The 21270-nt window shown below is 61.4% G+C and carries 20 protein-coding genes; 14 read left to right on the top strand and 6 right to left on the bottom strand.

The genetic code is table 11. The features are described from left to right. The first annotated feature begins 93 nt into the window (after positions 1 to 93). Genes AB4O36_RS27650 through AB4O36_RS27630 form a run of 5 tightly spaced genes read left to right on the top strand, consistent with a single transcriptional unit; the run spans position 94 to position 5437 of the window. Positions 94 to 1449, top strand: a complete 1356-nt coding sequence (locus tag AB4O36_RS27650) for a M16 family metallopeptidase (protein ID WP_460140732.1) — start codon at positions 94 to 96, stop codon at positions 1447 to 1449. Beyond that, positions 1442 to 2932 (top strand): M16 family metallopeptidase, encoded by a 1491-nt coding sequence (locus tag AB4O36_RS27645; RefSeq protein ID WP_460140731.1) that lies wholly within the window; start codon positions 1442 to 1444, stop codon positions 2930 to 2932. Before AB4O36_RS27650 ends, AB4O36_RS27645 begins: the two co-directional genes overlap by 8 nt. Further along, positions 2932 to 3543 (top strand): 16S rRNA (guanine(966)-N(2))-methyltransferase RsmD, encoded by a 612-nt coding sequence (rsmD, locus tag AB4O36_RS27640; RefSeq protein ID WP_460119993.1) that lies wholly within the window; start codon positions 2932 to 2934, stop codon positions 3541 to 3543. Before AB4O36_RS27645 ends, rsmD begins: the two co-directional genes overlap by 1 nt. Positions 3544 to 3597: 54 nt before the next feature. After that, positions 3598 to 4596, top strand: coding sequence for a hydrolase (locus AB4O36_RS27635; RefSeq protein ID WP_460119991.1), 999 nt, complete (start codon positions 3598 to 3600; stop codon positions 4594 to 4596). 4 nt (positions 4597 to 4600) lie between these two features. Further along, positions 4601 to 5437 (top strand): AraC family transcriptional regulator, encoded by an 837-nt coding sequence (locus AB4O36_RS27630; RefSeq protein ID WP_460140730.1) that lies wholly within the window; start codon positions 4601 to 4603, stop codon positions 5435 to 5437. A 122-nt stretch (positions 5438 to 5559) separates the two neighbouring features. Here the strand turns inward: AB4O36_RS27630 and AB4O36_RS27625 are convergent, their stop codons facing one another. Together AB4O36_RS27625 and AB4O36_RS27620 are read right to left on the bottom strand one after the other, a co-directional pair. Beyond that, positions 5560 to 6414 (bottom strand): sulfurtransferase, encoded by an 855-nt coding sequence (locus AB4O36_RS27625; protein ID WP_460140729.1) that lies wholly within the window; start codon positions 6412 to 6414, stop codon positions 5560 to 5562. Between the two features lie 45 nt (positions 6415 to 6459). Beyond that, complete coding sequence (locus tag AB4O36_RS27620) at positions 6460 to 7131, bottom strand: TetR/AcrR family transcriptional regulator (RefSeq protein WP_460119986.1); 672 nt, start codon at positions 7129 to 7131, stop codon at positions 6460 to 6462. Positions 7132 to 7279: 148 nt separating this feature from the next. Between AB4O36_RS27620 and AB4O36_RS27615 the strand changes: the two genes are divergently transcribed. From AB4O36_RS27615 to AB4O36_RS27595, 5 genes are all read left to right on the top strand, one after another. Beyond that, a complete protein-coding gene (locus AB4O36_RS27615) occupies positions 7280 to 8710 on the top strand; it encodes a coniferyl aldehyde dehydrogenase (protein WP_460140728.1) in 1431 nt (476 codons plus the stop codon). A 27-nt stretch (positions 8711 to 8737) separates the two neighbouring features. After that, positions 8738 to 9283 (top strand): twin-arginine translocation pathway signal protein, encoded by a 546-nt coding sequence (locus tag AB4O36_RS27610; protein ID WP_460140727.1) that lies wholly within the window; start codon positions 8738 to 8740, stop codon positions 9281 to 9283. A 140-nt stretch (positions 9284 to 9423) separates the two neighbouring features. Then, on the top strand, positions 9424 to 11019 hold the full coding sequence (locus AB4O36_RS27605) for a GMC family oxidoreductase (protein ID WP_460140726.1): 1596 nt from the start codon (positions 9424 to 9426) through the stop codon (positions 11017 to 11019). Positions 11020 to 11134: 115 nt separating this feature from the next. Beyond that, positions 11135 to 11614: a pantetheine-phosphate adenylyltransferase gene (gene coaD / locus AB4O36_RS27600; protein WP_045059801.1), complete on the top strand. Its 480-nt coding sequence runs from the start codon at positions 11135 to 11137 to the stop codon at positions 11612 to 11614. A 103-nt stretch (positions 11615 to 11717) separates the two neighbouring features. Continuing rightward, complete coding sequence (locus tag AB4O36_RS27595) at positions 11718 to 11969, top strand: YfhL family 4Fe-4S dicluster ferredoxin (protein ID WP_003195146.1); 252 nt, start codon at positions 11718 to 11720, stop codon at positions 11967 to 11969. Between the two features lie 131 nt (positions 11970 to 12100). On the opposite strand, the gene AB4O36_RS27590 is transcribed toward AB4O36_RS27595, so the two are convergent. From AB4O36_RS27590 to AB4O36_RS27580, 3 genes are read right to left on the bottom strand one after another with little or no spacing between them, the layout of a single operon-like run. Beyond that, a complete protein-coding gene (locus AB4O36_RS27590; protein WP_460140725.1) occupies positions 12101 to 12424 on the bottom strand; it encodes a multidrug transporter in 324 nt (107 codons plus the stop codon). A 54-nt stretch (positions 12425 to 12478) separates the two neighbouring features. Beyond that, positions 12479 to 13291, bottom strand: coding sequence for a bifunctional DNA-formamidopyrimidine glycosylase/DNA-(apurinic or apyrimidinic site) lyase (mutM, locus tag AB4O36_RS27585; protein WP_460119975.1), 813 nt, complete (start codon positions 13289 to 13291; stop codon positions 12479 to 12481). Between the two features lie 44 nt (positions 13292 to 13335). Beyond that, positions 13336 to 14151: an HDOD domain-containing protein gene (locus AB4O36_RS27580; RefSeq protein WP_460142182.1), complete on the bottom strand. Its 816-nt coding sequence runs from the start codon at positions 14149 to 14151 to the stop codon at positions 13336 to 13338. A 207-nt stretch (positions 14152 to 14358) separates the two neighbouring features. On the opposite strand from AB4O36_RS27580, the gene AB4O36_RS27575 reads away from it, so the two are divergent. The 3 genes from AB4O36_RS27575 (at position 14359) to ilvD (ending at position 18443) form a co-directional block, all read left to right on the top strand. Further along, the gene (locus tag AB4O36_RS27575; RefSeq protein WP_460119974.1) at positions 14359 to 15555 is read left to right on the top strand and encodes a class I SAM-dependent rRNA methyltransferase; all 1197 of its coding nucleotides are present in this window, start codon (positions 14359 to 14361) and stop codon (positions 15553 to 15555) included. 218 nt (positions 15556 to 15773) lie between these two features. After that, positions 15774 to 16232, top strand: a complete 459-nt coding sequence (locus tag AB4O36_RS27570; protein ID WP_460140724.1) for an REP-associated tyrosine transposase — start codon at positions 15774 to 15776, stop codon at positions 16230 to 16232. 369 nt (positions 16233 to 16601) lie between these two features. Further along, a complete protein-coding gene (ilvD, locus tag AB4O36_RS27565; protein ID WP_460140723.1) occupies positions 16602 to 18443 on the top strand; it encodes a dihydroxy-acid dehydratase in 1842 nt (613 codons plus the stop codon). 97 nt (positions 18444 to 18540) lie between these two features. Here ilvD and AB4O36_RS27560 read toward each other — a convergent pair whose 3' ends face one another. Then, the gene (locus AB4O36_RS27560; protein WP_460140722.1) at positions 18541 to 19605 is read right to left on the bottom strand and encodes an HAD family hydrolase; all 1065 of its coding nucleotides are present in this window, start codon (positions 19603 to 19605) and stop codon (positions 18541 to 18543) included. Positions 19606 to 19844: 239 nt separating this feature from the next. Between AB4O36_RS27560 and AB4O36_RS27555 the strand changes: the two genes are divergently transcribed. Continuing rightward, entirely contained in the window at positions 19845 to 21236 is a 1392-nt protein-coding gene (locus tag AB4O36_RS27555) for an L-cystine transporter (protein ID WP_460140721.1), read from the top strand. Positions 21237 to 21270: the final 34 nt, after the last annotated feature.

The following is a 21270-nucleotide window of genomic DNA, read 5'->3' as shown; positions in this document are numbered from 1 at the left end:
GGCGTGGCCGCCAGTAAAACGGATCAGTATCCTAGCACCCTCTCGCCCGCTGACGCTAAGAACAAGCGGGCAGCCCAACAGGTTTAAAAACGAATGAATGCTCTAGCCCGCCGCGCTGCAGGCCTGCTGCTCAGCACAGTTTGTCTGCCCTTTACAGCCCTTGCTGCCGACCCGCAACCGACCCATGAGTTCACCCTCGACAACGGCCTGAAAGTCGTCGTGCGCGAAGACCATCGCGCGCCGGTGGTGGTCTCGCAGGTCTGGTACAAAGTCGGTTCCAGCTACGAGACCCCGGGCCAGACCGGTTTGTCCCACGCTCTGGAACACATGATGTTCAAGGGCAGCGAGAAAGTCGGCCCGGGCGAGGCATCGCTGATCCTGCGCGATCTGGGTGCCGAAGAAAACGCCTTCACCAGCGACGACTTCACCGCCTATTACCAGGTCCTGGCCCGCGATCGCCTGGGCGTGGCCTTCGAACTGGAAGCCGACCGCATGGCGAGCCTGCGCTTGCCGGCCGACGAGTTCGCCCGCGAAATCGAAGTCATCAAGGAAGAGCGCCGTCTGCGTACCGATGACAAGCCGATGTCCAAGGCCTACGAGCGCTTCAAGGCCATGGCCTACCCGGCCAGCGGTTACCACACGCCGACCATCGGCTGGATGGCTGACCTGGACCGCATGAAAGTGGAGGAACTGCGCCATTGGTATCAATCCTGGTACGTACCGAACAACGCCACGCTGGTCGTGGTCGGCGACGTCACCCCGGATGAAGTCAAAACCCTGGCCCAGCGTTACTTTGGCCCGATCGCCAGACGTGACGTGCCACCCGCGAAAATTCCGCTGGAACTGGCCGAACCTGGCGAACGCCAGATCACCCTGCACGTACAGACGCAGTTGCCGAGCCTGATGCTGGGTTTCAACGTGCCGAGCATTGCCACCGCCGAAGACAAACGTTCGGTCAACGCCTTGCGACTGATCTCGGCCCTGCTGGACGGCGGCTACAGCGGACGCATCCCGACCCAACTGGAGCGCGGAGAAGAACTGGTGTCCGGCGGCTCGTCGAATTACGACGCCTACACCCGAGGCGACAGCCTGTTCACCCTGTCGGCAACGCCGAACACGCAGAAAAACAAAACCATCGCCCAGACCGACGCCGGTCTGTGGAAGCTGCTCGATCAGTTGAAAACCATCGCACCGTCCGCCGAAGAGCTTGAACGCGTGCGGGCGCAGGTCATCGCCGGCCTGGTCTACGAGCGCGACTCGATCACAAGCCAGGCCACGGCCATCGGCCAATTGGAAACCGTCGGCCTGTCGTGGAAATTGATGGACACCGAACTCGCCGACCTGGAAAGCGTTACCCCACAAGACATCCAGAACGCCGCCAAGCTGTATTTCACCCGCGAACGTCTCAGCGTCGCCCATGTCCTGCCTCTGGAGACGACTCATGAGTGAGCGTAAGAAATCACCCTTGTTGCTGGTTGCCTTGGTGGCCGTCGCGGCCATCGGCTGCGCAGCGTTTTACTTCACCCAAACCCGCGAGACTGTCGCCAGCGAGGCCCTCGACAACGCCAAGTCCAGCCAAAAGCTGCAGTCGCTAGCCGAACTCGACGGCAAGGCACCAAGCCGTCGCACCCTGAACGTGCAATCGTGGAACACCGCCGAAGGCACCAAGGTGCTGTTTGTCGAAGCCCGCGAACTGCCAATGTTCGACATGCGCCTGATCTTCGCCGCCGGCAGCAGCCAGGACGGCGACGCACCCGGCCTGGCGGTGCTGACCAACGCAATGCTCAACGAAGGCGTGGCGGGCAAGGATGTGAGCGCCATTGCCCAGGGCTTCGAAGGCCTGGGCGCAGACTTCAGCAACGGCGCGTTCAAAGACATGGCATTGGCTTCCCTGCGCAGCCTCAGCGCCCCGGACAAACGCGAACCGGCGCTGAAACTGTTCTGCGAAGTGGTCGGCCAGCCGACCTTCCCTGCCGATTCGTTCGCGCGCATCAAGAACCAGATGCTCGCCGGCTTTGAATATCAAAAGCAGAACCCCGGAAAACTGGCCAGCATCGAGTTGATGAAGCGGCTGTACGGCGACCACCCTTACGCGCACAGCAGCGATGGCACGGCGCAAACCGTGCCAGCCATTACCCTGGCGCAGTTGAAAGCGTTCCACCAAAAAGCCTACGCGGCGGGCAACGTGGTGATTGCGCTGGTGGGCGACCTGTCCCGTGCCGAAGCCGAAGCCATTGCCGCCCAGGTATCCAGCTCGCTGCCAAAAGGTCCGGCGCTGGCGAAGTTGGCGGCCCCGGTCGAGCCCAAGGCCAGCAACGGCCACATCGAGTTTCCGTCCAAGCAAACCAACCTGATGCTCGCGCAGCTGGGCATCGACCGTGACGACCCGGATTACGCCGCCCTGTCCATGGGTAACCAGATCCTTGGCGGCGGTGGTTTCGGAACCCGCCTGATGAGCGAAGTGCGCGAGAAGCGCGGCCTGACGTATGGCGTGTATTCGGGCTTCACCCCGATGCAGGCTCGCGGCCCGTTCATGATCAACCTGCAGACCCGCGCCGAGATGAGCGAAGGCACATTGAAGCTGGTGCAGGAGGTGCTTGCCGACTACCTCAAGACCGGTCCGACCCAGAAGGAGCTCGACGACGCCAAGCGCGAACTGGCGGGCAGTTTCCCGCTGTCCACCGCCAGTAACGCCGATATTGTCGGCCAGCTCGGCGCCATGGGCTTTTATAATCTGCCGCTCAGCTACCTGGAAGACTTCATGCAGCAGTCTCAGAGCCTGACGGTTGAGCAAGTCAAGACCGCACTGAACAAACACCTGAGCACGGATAAGATGGTCATCGTCACCGCTGGCCCGACCGTACCGCAAAAGCCGTTGCCGGCCCCTACTGACAAACCTGCCGAGCAACCGCTCGGGGTTCCGGAGCATTGATGGCTACCCGTCCCAAGAAACCTGCACAAAACGTGCACAACGGCGTGAATCAGTTGCGCATCATCGGCGGCGAATGGCGCAGCCGGAAGCTGAGCTTCCCCGATGCGCCGGGCCTGCGTCCCACTCCGGATCGGGTGCGTGAAACCCTGTTCAACTGGCTTGCGCCTTATGTGCCAGGTGCCAAGGTCCTTGACCCGTTCGCCGGCAGCGGCGCGCTGTTTCTCGAAGCCCTGTCCCGTGGCGCCGCCAGCGGGCAAGCGCTGGATGCCAGCCATGTCGCGGTGTCCAGCCTGAAAGAACACCTGGGTACGCTGCGCTGCACCAACGGCCAGGTTCAGACCGCTGATGCCTTGCGTTACCTGGAAACGCAGCCTGCAATGGCGTACGACCTGGTGTTCCTCGACCCGCCATTCAACCAGAACCTGTTGCCGGCCGTGTGCACCCTGCTGGAAGAGCGCCAATGGCTGGCGGCCGACGCCTGGATCTACACCGAAAGCGAAAGCGCACCCTCGACGCTGGGTTTGCCGGGCAACTGGCGCCTGCACCGAGAGCAAAAATCCGGGCGCGTTTACTACTCGTTGTGGCAACGTATGGCAGAGATTGTCGGTTAATCGACCGGCCTGAAAGGTGCGCACAGGTTGCGCACCGCTGCATCGAGAACAATCGTGAACCCTGCGTCAGAACGTTTCATCCCCGCCTTCGGCCTCGGCAATCCACACTTGCAGACCTTGTGGGGGCCGCTTTGGCGCAAAACCACCCACATTGAACGTGAACGCGAGCGCTTGTGGCTGGATGATGGCGACTTTCTCGACCTGGACTGGCACGGCCCTCATAACGCCGACACGCCACTGGTGCTGCTACTGCACGGACTGACGGGCTCCTCCAACTCGCCCTACGTGGCCGGCATGCAAAAGGCACTGGGTGACCAAGGCTGGGCCAGCGTTGCGCTGAACTGGCGGGGGTGCTCGGGCGAACCGAATTTGTTGCCGCGCAGTTACCATTCCGGCGCCAGCGAAGACCTGGCCGAAGCCATCCAGCACCTGCGGGCCAAGCGCCCACTGGCGCCTTTGTATGCTGTCGGTTATTCCCTGGGTGGCAATGTCCTGCTCAAACATCTCGGCGAGACCGGCAGCGACAGTGGCGTACTCGGCGCGGTGGCGGTGTCGGTGCCGTTCAGACTGGATCAGTGTGCCGACCGGATAGGCCAGGGGTTTTCCCGGGTCTATCAAGCGCACTTCTTGCGCGAGATGGTCGCCTACGTTAAAAACAAACAGCGGCAATTCCAGCATGACGGGCGCGAGGATGGCCTGGCGAAACTGGCGGCCCTGGGCTCACTCGAAAACATGCGCACCTTTTGGGATTTCGATGGCCGCATCACCGCGCCGTTGCACGGCTACACCGATGCCCAGGATTATTACCGTCGCGCCTCCAGTCGCTACTTCCTCGGCGAGATTCGCACGCCGACCCTGATCATCCAGGCCGCCGACGATCCGTTCGTCTTCCCCCACAGCCTGCCGCAGGCTGACGAACTGTCCGCCTGCACTCAATTCGAGCTGCAAGCCAAGGGCGGGCATGTCGGCTTCGTCGATGGCTCATTCCGCCAACCGGGTTATTACCTGGAGCGGCGTATCCCGCAGTGGCTGTCCGCTGTGGGCCCTGAGTAAGGCGATGGACAGCAGCGCAGAATCGATCCGCTTCTGGCAAACCGCGCCGCTGCCCGGGGTCGAGTTGCTGTCTGCGCGCTACATCGAGCATCGTTTCGCCCCGCATGTGCATGATGGATTCGTGATCGGCATGATCATGGCCGGCGCCCAGCGGTATCGATATCGCGGCGCCGAACACCTGGCCGGCAGTGGCACACTGGTCTTGATCAACCCGGATGAAGTCCACACCGGCCACAAGGGCACGGAAGACGGCTGGCTATACCGAGCGTTTTATCCCGACACCGGAAAAATTCTCTCGCTGTTGAGCGAGCTGGAGTTGCCGACTCACGCCTTGCCCGCGTTTGGCGCCACGCTGTATCGCGATCCGGATCTGGTCACAGGATTCTGCCAACTGCATCGCCTGCTGGAGAGCCCGACGACAGCCCTGCAACAGCAAACCGCATGGCGGGAACTGATGCTCTCGCTGCTGCAACGTCACGCCGCCGTGCCGGACGCTGGTAAACCCGGCAAGGAACACCGGGCCGTGACGCGGGCCAAGGAGCTGCTGCATGAGCGGTTGGCGGCGCCTCCGTCCTTGGAGGAGCTCGCGCAAGCGGTGAACCTGTCACCCTTCCACTTCGCCCGGGTGTTCCGCCACGCCACCGGCATCCCGCCGCACACCTGGCTGATGCAGCAGCGCATCGCCCGGGCGCGGATGTTGTTGCAGGGCGGGTGCCTGCCGTTGGAAGTGGCCACGCAACTGGGATTTGCCGACCAGAGCCATTTGAGCCGGCAGTTCAAGCAGGTTTATGGGGTGGGGCCTGGGGCGTACCGCAGGGCCCGGCAGTTGCCGGGATTCTGATCGCAAAGTTGACCACTGTAGGAGCGGGCTTGCCCGCGATTGCGGAGTGTCAAACAACCTATTGATTGACTGACACAACGCCATCGCGGGCAAGCCCGCTCCTACAGGGATCGGCGGCGGGCCTACTCGCCGCTCGCGATACCCCGCGCCGGATCATTGATCCACTCACTCCATGACCCGGCATACAGCGCACCCAATGGATATCCTGCCAGGCACAGGGCAAACAGGTTATGACACGCCGTCACACCGGAGCCGCAATACGCCACCAGATCGGAAGGCGAGCGGTTGCCCAGTTTCGCCGCAAATCGCTGCTTGAGCTGATCGACCGGGAGGAAACGCCCGTCGCTGCCCAGGTTGTCGGTGAACGCCGCACATTGCGCGCCGGGAATGTGGCCGGCAATCGGGTCGATGGGTTCAACTTCACCCTTGAAGCGCGGCAAGGCGCGGGCATCGAGCAGAGTCATCTCAGGCTGCCCCAGGCGCTGCTGAAGCTGTTCGGCGTTGAGGAGCAGCGACTTGTCCGGCGTGCCGACGAAGCTGCCGCGCTGGATATCCGGCGCGTCCAGGCTCAGTGGCAAGCCCGCCGCATGCCAGGCTTTGAGCCCGCCATCGAGAATGAACACGCCATCACGTTTGCCGAGCCAGGCCAGCAACCACCAGGCTCGCGCCGCGAAAGCCCCCGGACCGTCGTCATAAAGCACCACTTCGCTGTCGGCATTGATGCCCCAGGCCTGTAGACGAGCGATCAACGCGTCAGGGTCCGGCAAGGGGTGCCGGCCGGTCACGCCCTTGGTCACAGCCCCACTCAAGTCGCGCTCGAGGTCGGCAAAGCTCGCCCCGTCAATGTGCCCTTCGGCGTAGCTGCGCTGGCCGTAGTCCGGGTCTTCGAGGGCGAAACGACAGTCCAGGATCACCAGCCCCGGCTGCTCCTTCTTCAGGTCCAACGCTTGCGGGCTGATCAATTGCGCAATGGGCATAACGGGGCTCCAGTCAGGGTCGTTATCGAATCCTACCCCAGTTCCCTAACCCACTTCCTCCAGCGCCTGAGCGAGCGGTACATAAAACTCTTCAAACAGCGCATTGACCTCGGCCCGGGACTGATCCGTGACAAACCCCGCCTCCAGCACCAGCACCTGATAAACCCCGCGCTTGATGGCCTGCTCGCTCAAGTGATTGGAGTTTTCCCGCGTGGTGCACAGGAAACGTACCCATGAAGTGAGGATGATCCAGGCGTTGATGGTCAGGGATTCGATTTGCACCCGATCCATCTTCAGGATGCCAGCCTCCACGAAGCCTTTGTAGATCGCTGAACCCTGAATCACGCAGCGCTGGGAAAAGCGTCGGTAGCGCGCGGCCAGCTCCGGATCGCTGTCGAGCAGGTGCTCAAGGTCACGATGCAAAAAGCGGTAGCGCCACATGGCCGCGAGCAATTCCTTGAGGTAGTAGCGCTTGTCCTCGACCGTGGCGGCGCGCCCCTGGGGCGGGCGTAGAAAACTGTCCACCAGGCTTTCGTACTCACTGAACAACACGGCGATGATCGCCTGCTTGTTGGGGAAGTGGTAGTACAGGTTGCCCGGGGAAATTTCCATATGGGCCGCAATGTGGTTGGTGCTGATGCTGCGCTCGCCCTGCTGGTTGAACAGCTCCAGGCTGTTCTGCACGATGCGCTCGCTGGTTTTTATTCGTGGGGCCATGACTTGAGCTTTAATCCAGAGTGCGTTGACGGGCATCTTACGACCTATCCGCGAGTGGATAAAACAGAGCCGTGTCGGGATGTGATTTGACTTAATAGAGTATAGACTCTAAAAATCTCCTCACCACACTAAAACAAGAGAGAACACCATGACGGCTGACATTGCCTACCTGCAAAACCTGCAGCAGCCTCTGGAAGAACTTCAAAACCTTTTCAACGCCCAGCGCGCTGCCTATGCGGCCAACCCGATGCCGCCCGCAGCGCAGCGCCAGCAATGGCTCAAAGCGCTGCGCGAACTGCTGAGCGCCGAGCGTCAAGCCCTGATCGAGGCGATCAGCCAGGACTTCAGCCACCGCAGCGCCGATGAGACCCTGCTCGCCGAACTGATGCCCAGCCTGCACGGCATTCACTACGCCAGCCGTCACCTCAACGGCTGGATGAAACCTTCGCGGCGCAAGGTCGGCGTGGCTTTCCAGCCTGCAGCGGCCAAGGTTGTTTACCAACCACTGGGCGTGGTCGGTGTGATTGTGCCGTGGAATTACCCGCTGTACCTGGCCATCGGACCTTTGGTCGGCGCACTGGCGGCGGGCAATCGCGTCATGCTCAAGCTTAGCGAGTCCACTCCCGCCACCGGCCTGCTGCTCAAGGAATTGCTGGGGCGGATCTTTCCCGAAGACCTGGTGGGCGTGGTGCTCGGTGAAGCCGATATTGGCGTGGCGTTCTCACGCCTGCGCTTCGACCACCTGCTGTTTACCGGCGCGACCAGCATCGGCAAGCATGTGATGCGCGCCGCCGCCGAGAACCTGACACCGGTCACCCTGGAGTTGGGCGGCAAGTCCCCCGCCATCGTTTCGCGAGACGTACCACTCAAAGACGCAGCCGAACGCATCGCCTTTGGCAAGACACTCAATGCCGGACAAACCTGTGTGGCCCCGGACTATGTGCTGGTGCCGGAGGACCGCGTTGGCGCCTTCGTCGAGGCCTATCGCCACGCCGTTCGTGGGTTTTATCCGACGCTGACGGACAACCCGGACTACACCGCCATTATCAACGACCGGCAACTGGCCCGGCTCAGCGGCTACATCGACGATGCCACCAGCAAAGGTGCGTTGCTGATTCCGATGTTCGATCAAGGGCAGGGTCGCCGCATGAATCACAGCCTGTTGCTCAACGTCAGCGACGACATGGTGGTGATGCAGGACGAGATCTTCGGCCCGTTGCTACCGATCGTCCCATACACCGATCTGGACGAAGCATTTGCCTACATCAACCAGCGGCCGCGCCCGCTGGCGCTGTACTACTTCGGCTACGACAAGCGCGAACAAAACCGCGTGCTGCATGAAACCCACTCCGGCGGCGTATGCCTGAACGACACGTTGCTGCACGTCGCCCAGGACGACATGCCATTCGGTGGCATCGGCGCCTCGGGCATGGGCCATTACCACGGCCACGAAGGCTTCCTGACGTTCAGCAAAGCCAAGGGCGTGCTGATCAAACAGCGCTTCAATGCGGCGAAGCTGGTTTACCCGCCGTATGGCAAATCCATTCAGAAATTGATCCAGAAGCTGTTCATTCGCTAACGATCCGCTGCTCGGGTAATAACAACAATGAACCCAGGCCTGTCCGCAAACCCCGCGCTGTCACGGCGCGGCCTGCTGCAATTGAGTCTCGGCGCGACGGCCTTCCTCGCCACAGCCGGGGTGGGCGCAACCCTGAGTGGATGTTCGTCGGGTATCGCGGCCGACGGTTTTTCGGTGCTGCGCAGCGCCGACCTGCTGTTTTTGCGAGCGCTGGTGCCGGTGATGCTCGACGGCGCCGTGGTTGCCGAAAAAATGCCGGATGCCGTCGAAGGCACGCTCAAAACCCTGGATAACAGCCTCGATCACCTGTCGCCAGAAATGCTCAAGCTGACCCGGCAACTGTTCGATGTGCTGGCCATGTCGGTGACCCGCGGGCCATTGACCGGCATCTGGGGCAGTTGGGAAAACGCCAGCCGGGATGAGATGAGGCACTTCCTCGACCGCTGGGAACACAGCTCGCTGAGCCTGTTGCGCATGGGGCACAGCTCGTTGCAGCAGATGGTGCTCATGGCCTGGTATGGCCGGCGCGAATCCTGGGCGCATTGCGGGTATCCGGGGCCGCCGGTGGTCTGAAAGACCAAGTCGACCCCATCGCGGGCAAGCCCGCTCCCACAATGGCGCTGTGTTCACAAATCCTGTGGGAGCGGGCTTGCCCGCGATGAGGCCCTGATGAACACCACATCCCCAAACTATAAAAACAAGAGAACCCCCAAATGCCCGTACCCGACCCGTTCCGCGAAGGCATGGCCCGTGGCTGGAAAACTCGCAACGCCTCGCAACTCACCGAAGACCTGACGCTGGAAGCCGACGTGGCGATCATCGGCAGCGGCGCAGGAGGTGGCACCACGGCCGAGATTCTCAGCGCGGCCGGTTACAAGGTGTTGTTGATCGAAGAAGGCCCACTCAAGACCAGCAGCGACTTCAAACTGCTCGAAGATCAGGCCTACACCCAGCTCTATCAAGAAGGCATCGGCCGCATGAGCAAGGACGGCGCCATCACCATCCTGCAAGGCCGCGCCGTGGGTGGCTCCACCCTGATTAATTGGGCGTCGAGTTTCCGCACCCCGGACCCGACTCTCGAGCACTGGGCCCGCGAGCACAACGTCAAAGGCCATAGCCCGGTTGAGATGGCGCCGTGGTTCCAAGCCATGGAGCAACGCCTGGGCGTATCGCCGTGGCTGGTTCCGCCCAACGCCAACAACGACGTGATCCGCCAGGGTTGCGAGAGGCTCGGTTACGCTTGGCACGTCATCCCGCGCAACGTACGCGGCTGCTGGAACCTGGGTTATTGCGGCATGGGCTGCGCGGTCAACGCCAAGCAATCGATGCTGGTGACAACGATTCCGGCGACCCTGGAAAAAGGTGGCGAACTGCTCTATCTCGCTCGCGCCGAAAAACTGCAGATCAACGGTGAACAGGTCACGGGCCTGGAATGCGTGGCAATGGACGAGCGCTGTGTGGCCCCCACAGGCAAAATCATTACGGTCAGGGCACGGCATTACGTAATGGCGGGCGGCGGCATCAACAGCCCTGCGCTGTTGTTGCGATCGGGCGCGCCAGACCCACACAAACGCCTGGGCAAACGCACTTTTCTGCATCTGGTGAACATGTCCGCCGCGCTGTTTGATGAAGTGATCAACCCGTTTTACGGTGCCCCGCAGTCAATTTACTCCGACCATTTCCAGTGGCGGGACGGCACTGGCGGAAAAATGGGCTACAAACTCGAAGTACCGCCGTTGCACCCGGCGCTGGCAGCCACGCTGCTCGGTGGTTTTGGCCAGGACAATGCGCAACGCATGGCCCAGCTGCCCCACACGCACGCCATGCTGGCGCTGCTCAGGGACGGCTTTCATCCGGACAGCCCCGGCGGAAGTGTCGAATTGCGTGGCGACAACACGCCGGTGCTCGACTACCAGGTGTCGCCCTACGCCTGGGATGGCGTGCGCCGGGCCTTTCACAGCATGGCCGAGATCCAGTTCGCCGGCGGCGCCAAGGCCGTGATGCCGATGCATGCCGACGCTCGGTATGTGAAAACCCTCGCCGAAGCCCGCCACCTGATCGACAGCTTGAGCCTTGAGTTGTACCGCACTCGCCTGGGCAGCGCTCATGTGATGGGTGGTTGTGCCATGGGTGAAGAGCCAAAAAACGCCGTCACCGACAGCCTCGGCCGGCACCATCAGTTGCGCAACCTGTCGGTCCACGATGGTTCGCTGTTCCCCACCAGCATTGGCGCAAACCCGCAATTGTCGGTCTATGGACTGACCGCGCAACTGGCGACTTCCCTCGCCGAACGTTTAAAAACACCCTGAAAAGAGCGAATATTCCCATGGTCTATAGTGCTTTCTTACCGATCATGCGGCTTGGCCGACCGGGACGGCTGCGATACCATCCGACTCCCCAACGGACTCCCGCCAGGACGACGCGATGAACCGAGTGTTGTACCCAGGTACCTTCGACCCTATTACCAAGGGCCATGGCGATCTGGTCGAACGCGCCTCGCGCCTGTTCGATCATGTGATCATCGCCGTCGCCGCCAGCCCGAAGAAAAACCCGTTGTTTCCCCTGGAACAGCGTGTGGAGCTGGCCCGCGAGGTCACTAAACATCTGCCCAACGTTGAAGTCGTCGGGTTTTCGACGCTGCTGGCGCATTTCGCCAAGGAGAAGAACGCCAATGTGTTCCTCCGTGGCCTGCGAGCGGTGTCAGACTTTGAATACGAATTCCAACTGGCCAACATGAACCGTCAGCTGGCGCCGGATGTAGAGAGCCTGTTTCTCACCCCGTCCGAGCGTTATTCGTTCATTTCCTCGACCCTGGTCCGTGAAATTGCGGCCCTGGGCGGCGATATCACCAAGTTCGTCCACCCTGCCGTGGCGGATGCCCTGACCGAACGCTTCAAGAAGTAAGCCCGCACTTGCCGGAGTCAGGCTGGCTCCGGCAGCGCCAATGCGGCACAATTGCGCCCATTGGTTTATAGCGCCGGGGTTGTCCGCCCCGGCTGGAGTTAGCATGTCCCTGATCATCACCGACGATTGCATCAACTGCGACGTCTGCGAACCCGAGTGCCCGAACGCCGCCATTTCACAAGGCGAAGAGATCTACGTGATCGACCCGAACCTGTGCACCCAGTGTGTCGGCCACTACGACGAACCCCAGTGCCAACAGGTGTGCCCGGTGGATTGCATTCCGCTGGACGAAGCGCATCCGGAGACTGAAGAGCAGTTGATGGAGAAGTACCGCAAGATTACCGGGAAGGCTTAAGTACGCCATCGCGGGCAATCGAGCGTCGACCGGCTGCTCCTACAGGGTCACCAATGCCCCCTGTAGGAGGATCCGGTCGACGCTCGATTGCTCGCGATAGGGCCATCAGCCCCACCAAAGATACTTGCGACTCACTCCCGCTGCTCAAACCCCTCCCCAATGCACCCCAGGCACCGCACGAACGCCGCCTTGCCTGGGTCGACCACCAGCGCCTGTCCCGCATCGCCGACGTTGCCGCCCAACGCAGTGAATGGCAACGACACCACGAACGCCCCCGCACCGATCACGGTAGCCGCAATCAGCAACGGCCGGGCAATCAGCAGGTCGCCAAGCATGGCGTACGCAGGGGGATTCTGGATGGTATAGCGCGGGTCGCCGCTGCCGGTGCTGGACGCCAACGCCGGAATACCGACGCTCAACATCACGACAACGGCAAGGGTTCGAAACAGGTTCATGGCACGGTCCTTCGACTTGGCAGTGAGAACACTGACTATAGACCGTAGGATTTATCAGCTCTGACAGCGCGGACAAAACACGCTGGCGCGCTGCCCGAGCTTGACGTCTCGCAGCTCTGTTCCACAGACCTTGCATGCCTCGCCACCACGGCCATAAACGAACAATTCCTGTTGGAAATACCCGGGCTGGCCATCGCCGCCAATGAAGTCGCGCAATGTGGTGCCGCCTCGTTCGATGGCCATGGCCAGGATACGTTTGATCTCGATGGCCAGCTTCAGGTAGCGCGCCCGGGAAATGCCCCCGGCCGCACGGCGCGGGTCGATGCCGGCCGCAAACAACGCCTCGGTGGCGTAGATGTTGCCGACACCGACCACCACCGCGTTGTCCATGATGAACGGTTTGACGGCCATCGAGCGTCCACGGGACTGCTGGAACAGGCGCTCGCCGTCGAACAGATCGGTCAGCGGCTCCGGTCCCAGGCGAATCAGCAATTCGTGGTTGAGCGGATCGAGGCTCCAGAGCATCGCGCCAAAGCGGCGCGGGTCGGTGTAGCGCAGGGCCAGGCCTGACTCCAGCTCGATATCCACATGTTCATGTTTGGCGGCCGGCATGCCCACCTCCACCAGACGCAAGTTGCCCGACATGCCCAGGTGACTGATCAGCGTACCCACTTCGGCGTTGATCAACAGGTACTTGGCGCGCCGCTCGACCAGCACGATACGCTGGCCCGACAACCGCACATCGAGGTCTTCGGGGATGGGCCAGCGCAGGCGTCGGTCACGCACGATCACCCGGCTGACGCGTTGGCCTTCCAGGTGGGGCGCAATCCCGCGGCGAGTGGTTTCGACTTCCGGCAGTTCAGGCATGATGCTCTCGAATCAGGTGCGCTCGAATCGCAAGCTCAAAGCACTCAATGGTGGGTGCCGAGATCGCGAATCGTTTGTTTGAGGGTTTCGAAGTCATAGTCCGAAAGCCCTACGTAATCGAGCACCAACGGCGCGACGCAGTTCCATTCATGGTCTTCGGCCTGGTTACCCAGCACCCGGTAGGACGCACAGATGTGCTCGGCCATCTTCAGGATCGCCAGCAGGTTTTTCAGCTGGCTGTTGCGCGCCGACTCGTCGCGAAAGATGGCCAGCGCATTGTGATGATTGGCGATGGCGGTGCTGACGTGCTCCGGCAGGCGCCAGGATTTCGCCGTGTAATAACCGACTACGGCATGGTTGGTATTGAATACCCGGTTCTCGGTATCCACCACCCGGCAATCAGCACTCGCGCTGGCGTAGGCGTCTTCCAGGACCGTCATGTAATTGGGGAAGCGCTGCAGCATCAGCGGAATGCCGCAGTCGTGAAACAGACCCAGCGCGTAGGCCTCATCACCCGCCTCAACGCCGATGCGCTTGGCCAGGGTCAGGCAGGTCATGGCCACGTCCTGCGCGGTGTCCCAGAAACGGTTGAGGGTGACGATGGTGTCATCGTTCATTTCCCCCTTGATCGACTGCGCGTTGATCAGGTTGATGATCGAGCGGCTGCCCAGCAGATTCACCGCACGCTGGATCGAGGCGATCTTGTTGCTCAAGCCGTAATACGGCGAGTTGACGATTTTCAACAGGGAACCGGAGAGGCCCGGGTCCTGGGAAATCAGCTTGGCGATCACCTCGAGGTCCGGGTCGGGCATGTACTGCTCCATCTGCAGATCCACCATGATCTGCGGCTGGGCTGGCACGCTGATGCCTTGCAGGGACTGTTGGATCTGTTCGGAAGTCAGTTCTTGGGACATTAGTACACACTCTTGGAGAGACGCCGATTCTAGCTTCTAAATCCTGGATCCGACATATCAAATCTCAAGCCAACGGCTTCACCACATGTCCAGCGCCGAACCCGGCCGGGCCTCAACACGTTATACTCCCGCTCTTTTTTCCGGAGCGACGACATGTCCCTGCCTAGCCTGCGCCTCAAAGCCAATGCCGACCGTCGCCTGCGAAACGGCCACCTGTGGGTCTACAGCAACGAAATCGATGTAGCCGCCACGCCGTTGCACGGCTTCAAGGCCGGTGACCAGGCGATTCTCGAAGCCGCCGGCGGCAAGCCGCTGGGCATCGTCGCCATGAGCCCGAACAACCTGATCTGCGCGCGCGTACTGTCCCGCGACATCAAGCTGCCGCTCGATAAATCGCTGCTGGTGCATCGCCTCAACGTGGCCCTGTCCTTGCGCGATCGCCTCTTCGACAAGCCGTTCTACCGCTTGGTCTACGGGGATTCCGACCTGCTGCCGGGCCTGGTGGTCGACCGTTTTGGCGACATCCTGGTGGTGCAGATCGCTTCGGCGACCATGGAAGCGCATAAAGATGACGTGATCGCCGCGCTCACCCAAGTGCTCAAGCCTAGTGGCATTCTGTTCAAGAATGACTCGGCAGCCCGCGACGCCGAAGGCCTGGAGCGTTACGTGGATACCGTGTTCGGCGTGGTGCCGGAGTGGGTCGCGCTGGAAGAGAACGGCGTGAAGTTCGAAGCGCCCGTGATCCAGGGTCAGAAAACCGGCTGGTTCTACGACCACCGCATGAACCGCGCACGCCTGGCGCCCTATGCCAAAGGCAAGCGCGTCCTGGACCTGTACAGCTACATCGGCGGCTGGGGCGTGCAAGCAGCGGCGTTCGGTGCCAGTGAAGTGTTTTGCGTCGACGCCTCCGCCTTCGCCCTCGATGGCGTCGAGCGCAACGCCGCGCTGAACGGCTTCGCTGACAAGATGACGTGCCTCGAAGGCGACGTCTTCGAAGCCCTCAAGGAACTCAAGGCCAGCGAAGAACGCTTCGACGTGATCGTCGCCGACCCACCGGCGTTCATCAAGCGCAAGAAAGACATGAAAAACGGCGAAGGCGCCTACCGTCGCCTGAACGAGCAAGCCATGCGTCTGCTGACCAAGGACGGCATCCTCGTCAGCGCCTCCTGCTCGATGCACCTGCCCGAAGACGACCTGCAAAACATCCTGCTCACCAGCGCCCGCCACCTGGACCGCAACATCCAGATGCTCGAACGCGGCGGCCAGGGCCCGGACCACCCGGTCCACCCGGCAATCGCCGAGACGCGCTACATCAAGAGCATTACTTGCCGGTTGCTGCCTAATAGCTGACACCCGCTAACCCCTGCCCCTGTAGGAGCGAGCATGCTCGCGATGGACGTCAACGATGACGCTGGCTACCTGACACCCCGCGGTGCCCGGTCCACCATCGCGAGCATGCTCGCTCCTACAGGGATGGCGGGGTTACACATCCTGATGTGCTTTTGTGCAATCGGTTCTGTTTGGGGCGGCTACCGTTTTCTCTTTCAATCATGGAAGAGGACAACGGAATGTCCAGTTCGCCACATGGGCAACGACTGCGTTATGGGCGGCATTCAGAACACGGCCGGATCTATCTGCTTACCGCTGTGACTCACGAACGAAGGCCATTCTTCGCGGATTGGCGTGTGGGTCGTCTGCTTGTGCGTGAGTTCAGAAGGGCTCAGGAAACCGGCAAAGCCACCTCCATCGCCTGGGTGGTGATGCCAGATCACTTTCATTGGCTGGTTGAGCTGCACAATGGGGATTTGCCGAAATTGGTCCAGGCCACCAAGGCCCGAAGCGCTCGGGCCATCAACCTCGATCGGGAAGGACCAACGCCCGTTTGGCAAAAAGGCTATTTTGACCGGGCCCTGCGCTGGGAGGAGGATCTGAAGGCTGCCGCTCGTTACGTGATCGCCAATCCATTACGTGCGGAGCTGGTCGATAAAATTGGCGACTACCCATTGTGGGATGCCATCTGGCTCTGATTTTAACTCTGTAGGAGCGAGCACGCTCGCGATGGTCTTCAACGATGACGCGGGGTGTCAGATGCCCAACGTTTTCGTTAACGTCCATCGCGACGGTTCGACGCCTCGACATGCTCGCTCCTACAGATACGAGGCACCTCCACACGTCTCGCCAACACGCCCACCCATTCCCTCCAGCCGCCAGCCGTGTAGAATCGCGAACATTCATCGCCATTCATCCCCCGGCGGGTTTATGAGCTCAAGCTGAAGCGCGCGGCGATCCCGCAAAGTTATCGGCAGCGTCCGGACACACGGCCATTTCCAGGTGTTCCAGGCGTCAACAGAGGCTCACTTCCCTTTTGATACCTGATTAGCCGCCCGGAGTGCTTCATGCCTGATTACCGCTCGAAAACATCCACCCATGGCCGCAACATGGCCGGCGCTCGTGCCTTGTGGCGCGCCACGGGGATGAAGGATGACGACTTCAAAAAGCCGATCATCGCCATTGCCAACTCGTTCACCCAGTTCGTACCGGGCCACGTCCACCTCAAGGACCTGGGCCAGTTGGTCGCCCGCGAGATCGAACGTGCCGGCGGTGTCGCCAAGGAATTCAACACCATCGCCGTGGATGACGGCATCGCCATGGGCCACGACGGCATGCTCTATTCGCTGCCGAGCCGCGAGATCATCGCCGACTCCGTCGAGTACATGGTCAACGCCCACTGCGCCGACGCCATCGTCTGCATCTCCAACTGCGACAAGATCACCCCTGGCATGCTGATGGCCGCCCTGCGCCTTAACGTCCCGGTGATATTCGTGTCCGGCGGCCCGATGGAAGCCGGCAAGACCAAACTGGCCAGCCATGGCCTGGACCTGGTCGACGCCATGGTCATCGCCGCCGACTCCAGCGCTTCTGACGAGAAGGTTGCCGAGTACGAGCGCAGCGCCTGCCCGACCTGCGGCTCGTGCTCCGGCATGTTCACCGCCAACTCGATGAACTGCCTGACCGAAGCCCTGGGCCTGGCCCTGCCGGGCAACGGTTCGACCCTGGCCACCCACAGCGACCGCGAGCAACTGTTCCTGCAGGCTGGCCGCACTATCGTCGAGCTGTGCAAACGCTACTACGGCGAGAACGATGAGTCGGTGCTGCCGCGCAACATCGCCAACTTCAAGGCGTTCGAAAACGCCATGATGCTCGACATCGCCATGGGCGGTTCGACCAACACCATCCTGCACCTGCTGGCCGCGGCCCAGGAAGCCGAGATCGCCTTCGACCTGCGCGACATCGATCGCCTGTCGCGCGTAGTGCCGCAATTGTGCAAGGTCGCACCGAACATCCAGAAGTACCACATGGAAGACGTGCACCGTGCCGGCGGCATCTTCAGCATTCTGGGCTCCCTGGCCCGTGGCGGTCTGCTGCACACCGACCTGCCCACCGTGCACAGCCGCAGCATGGAAGAAGCCATCGCCAAGTGGGACATCACCCAGACCGATGACGAAGCTGTGCATCACTTCTTCAAGGCCGGCCCGGCAGGCATCCCGACACAGACCGCGTTCAGCCAGTCGACCCGTTGGGAAACCCTGGACGACGACCGTGAAAACGGCTGCATCCGCAGTTTCGAACACGCCTACTCGAAAGAAGGCGGCCTGGCCGTGCTCTACGGCAACATCGCCCTGGATGGCTGCGTGGTGAAAACCGCCGGTGTCGACGAATCGATCCACGTGTTCGAAGGCAACGCCAAGATTTTCGAAAGCCAGGACAGCGCCGTGCGCGGCATCCTCGCCGATGAAGTGAAGGAAGGCGACATCGTCATCATTCGCTACGAAGGTCCGAAAGGCGGCCCGGGCATGCAGGAAATGCTCTACCCGACCTCCTACCTGAAATCCAAGGGCCTGGGCAAAGCCTGCGCCCTGCTCACCGATGGCCGTTTCTCCGGCGGCACCTCGGGCCTGTCCATCGGTCACGCTTCGCCGGAAGCGGCTGCCGGCGGTGCGATCGGCCTGGTTCAGGACGGCGACAAGGTACTGATCGACATTCCAAACCGCTCGATCAACCTGTTGATCAGCGATGAAGAACTGGCCGCGCGCCGAGTCGAGCAGGACAAGAAAGGCTGGAAGCCAGTCGAAGTGCGTCCACGTAAAGTGACCACCGCGCTGAAGGCCTACGCCCTGTTGGCGACCAGCGCCGACAAGGGTGCTGTGCGTAACAAGGCGATGCTTGACGGGCTGTAGGCGCTGCGCAAGCTGCAAGCTGCAAGCTGCAAGCTGCAAGCTGCAAGCTGCAAGTTCGAGCTTGTAGCTTGCAGCTTAAAACTTGCAACTGCTTCTCTTACTGAATCTCCTCAGGCTTGACGATCACCCAGTTCTTGTCCGCCGTCACCGGCAGTCCTTCCTTGGCTTGGGCCGCAGCGTGTTTGGCCATCATGCCGTTGAGCTGGGTCATGTATTTGTCCTTGCGGTTGATCCACAGGTGGATGCCGCCCTTGGCCACGTCGACATCGTGGAACAGCATGTAGCCATCGCTGGTTGGAGTGTCACCACCGACCAGAACCGGTTTTTTCCACTCGTCGATGTAGGTGAGGATCGCCGCGTGTTTACCGGCCATCCAGGTCGCCGGGGTCCAGAGGTACGGGGTCAGCTCCAGGTCGAGGTTGGCCTTTTCGTCATACTTGCCGGCGGTCACCTGTTTGCGCGCAGTGGTCAGCTCGCCGGTCTTGCGATCCTTGAGCAGCAGCGACACGCCGATCACATTCTGTGGCTTGACGTTGTAGCCGTACTTCGGATCGGAGGCGACCATGCGCACCAGCTCTTCGGAGGCGGCGGTCATCACGTAGACCTCGATGCCGTTCTCCATCAGCTTGTTGTACAGCTCTTGCTGGCCGGTGAAGATTTTCGGCGGGTTGACGTCGAGTTTCTTGACCACGTCGCCTTCGTAATAAGTGGCCGGAACCGGTTTGCCGGACGCCATCAGCTCGTCGACATAGCCCTTGAGCTCCTGCAGCGTGAAGCCGGAAAACACCTGGGCGACCCAGGGGTAGCACACCATGTCGTCGAGTTCGCAGAGGCGATAGTAGTAGCTGAACAGGCTTTCCTTGTGGTCGGCCGTGTCCTTGAACGGGATCAGTTTGAGGGAGGGGTCGAGTTTTTCGCGGGTAATCAGGCCCTTGTTTTCCATGAAGGGCAGCAACGACTCTTCGAGGTCATACCGGTAGCTGGTGTTGTCCATGTCGAACACCGCGTAGTTACCCTTGTTGGCATTCGCCGCGATCATCGCGTCCAGTGCCTTGGCCTGATCGGCGGGCCAGTGTTTCAGATCCGTGGCGAGTGCCTGGCCGGCAAGGCCCAAACTCAGACTCAAGCCCAATGCGGCGAGAAATTTCGGTGCTAGCTTCATCGACATCGCTCCCTGTGTGGAAAATATCGACGCTAACAAATAAGTGTGACAGCCCTCGTCTGTCAGCGACCGTACGCGTCCCTTCCGCGTCAGCTGCATCACCGACAGCGACATCCGCTTATTCCAAAAACGACAGTGATCAGTCTTTTTCGGTATTAATTCATTGCAAATCAAGCTGTTAGGCTTTCCGGTTTGCGGCTGCCCGGAAGGCGGCTGGCACAAGTCACTTCGGAGTGTTTATGAATCTGCCGCTGATTCTCAATCTGTTGGTGTTCCTCGCCCTGCTCCTGGGCCTGGCGCAAACCCGTCACACGACATGGAGCCTGGCGAAAAAGGTGCTGCTCGCGCTGGCGCTCGGCGTGGCGTTCGGCATCGCCTTGCATACCGTTTATGGCGCCGGCAACCCGGTGCTGAAAGCCTCGATCGGTTGGTTCGACCTGGTGGGCAGCGGCTACGTGCAGTTGCTGCAAATGATCGTGATCCCGCTGGTGTTCGCTTCGATCCTCAGCGCGGTGGCCCGTCTGCACAACGCCTCGTCGCTGGGCAAGATCAGCTTCCTGACCATCGGCACCCTGCTGTTCACCACCGCCATCGCGGCGCTGATCGGCATCGGCCTGACCAACCTGTTCGGCCTCACCGCCGAAGGCCTGGTGGCCGGCACCCAGGAAATGGCTCGCCTGCAAACCATTCAAAACGACTACGCCGGCAAGGTCGCCGACCTGAATGTGCCGCAACTGCTGCTGTCGTTCATCCCGCAGAACCCGTTCGCAGACCTCGCTCGGGCCAAGCCGACGTCGATCATCAGCGTGGTGATCTTCGCCGCGTTCCTGGGTGTCGCCGCGCTGCAACTGCTCAAGGATGACGCTGAAAAAGGTCAGAAAGTGATCAACGCCATCGACACCCTGCAAGCCTGGGTGATGCGCCTGGTGCGTCTGGTGATGAAGCTGACGCCTTACGGCGTGCTGGCGCTCATGACCAAAGTGGTGGCTGGCTCCAATCTGCAAGACATCATCAAGCTTGGCAGTTTTGTGGTGGTCTCCTACATCGGCCTGGGCCTGATGTTTGTGGTCCACGGCGTGCTGGTGTCAGCGGCGGGGATCAACCCGCTGCGTTTCTTCCGCAAGATCTGGCCGGTGCTGACGTTCGCGTTCACCAGCCGCTCCAGCGCGGCAACCATCCCGCTGAGCATCGAAGCGCAGACCAGCCGCCTGGGCATTCCGCAGTCGGTAGCCAGTTTCGCCGCCTCGTTCGGCGCGACCATCGGCCAGAACGGCTGTGCCGGCCTGTATCCGGCAATGCTTGCCGTCATGGTGGCGCCGACCGTGGGCATAAACCCGCTGGACCCATTGTGGATTGCCACGCTGGTGGCCATCGTCACCCTGAGTTCTGCCGGTGTGGCGGGCGTGGGTGGCGGCGCGACGTTCGCTGCATTGATCGTGTTGCCGGCGATGGGCTTGCCGGTGTCACTGGTGGCGCTGCTGATTTCAGTCGAGCCGCTGATCGATATGGGGCGTACGGCGCTGAACGTGAGTGGTTCGATCACGGCCGGTGCGATTACCAGCCAGATGATGCAGCAGACGGACAAGGCGCTGCTTGAGGCAGATGAACATTCGGCGTTGGCGCACGCCTGACACAAAAATCTCGCGAGCAAGCTCGCTCCCGCAG

The sequence above is a fragment of the Pseudomonas sp. S2_E01 genome, from assembly GCF_054668365.1.
Note: the sequence above shows the minus strand (reverse complement) of the source record. Positions and strands in the feature narration are given on the sequence as shown.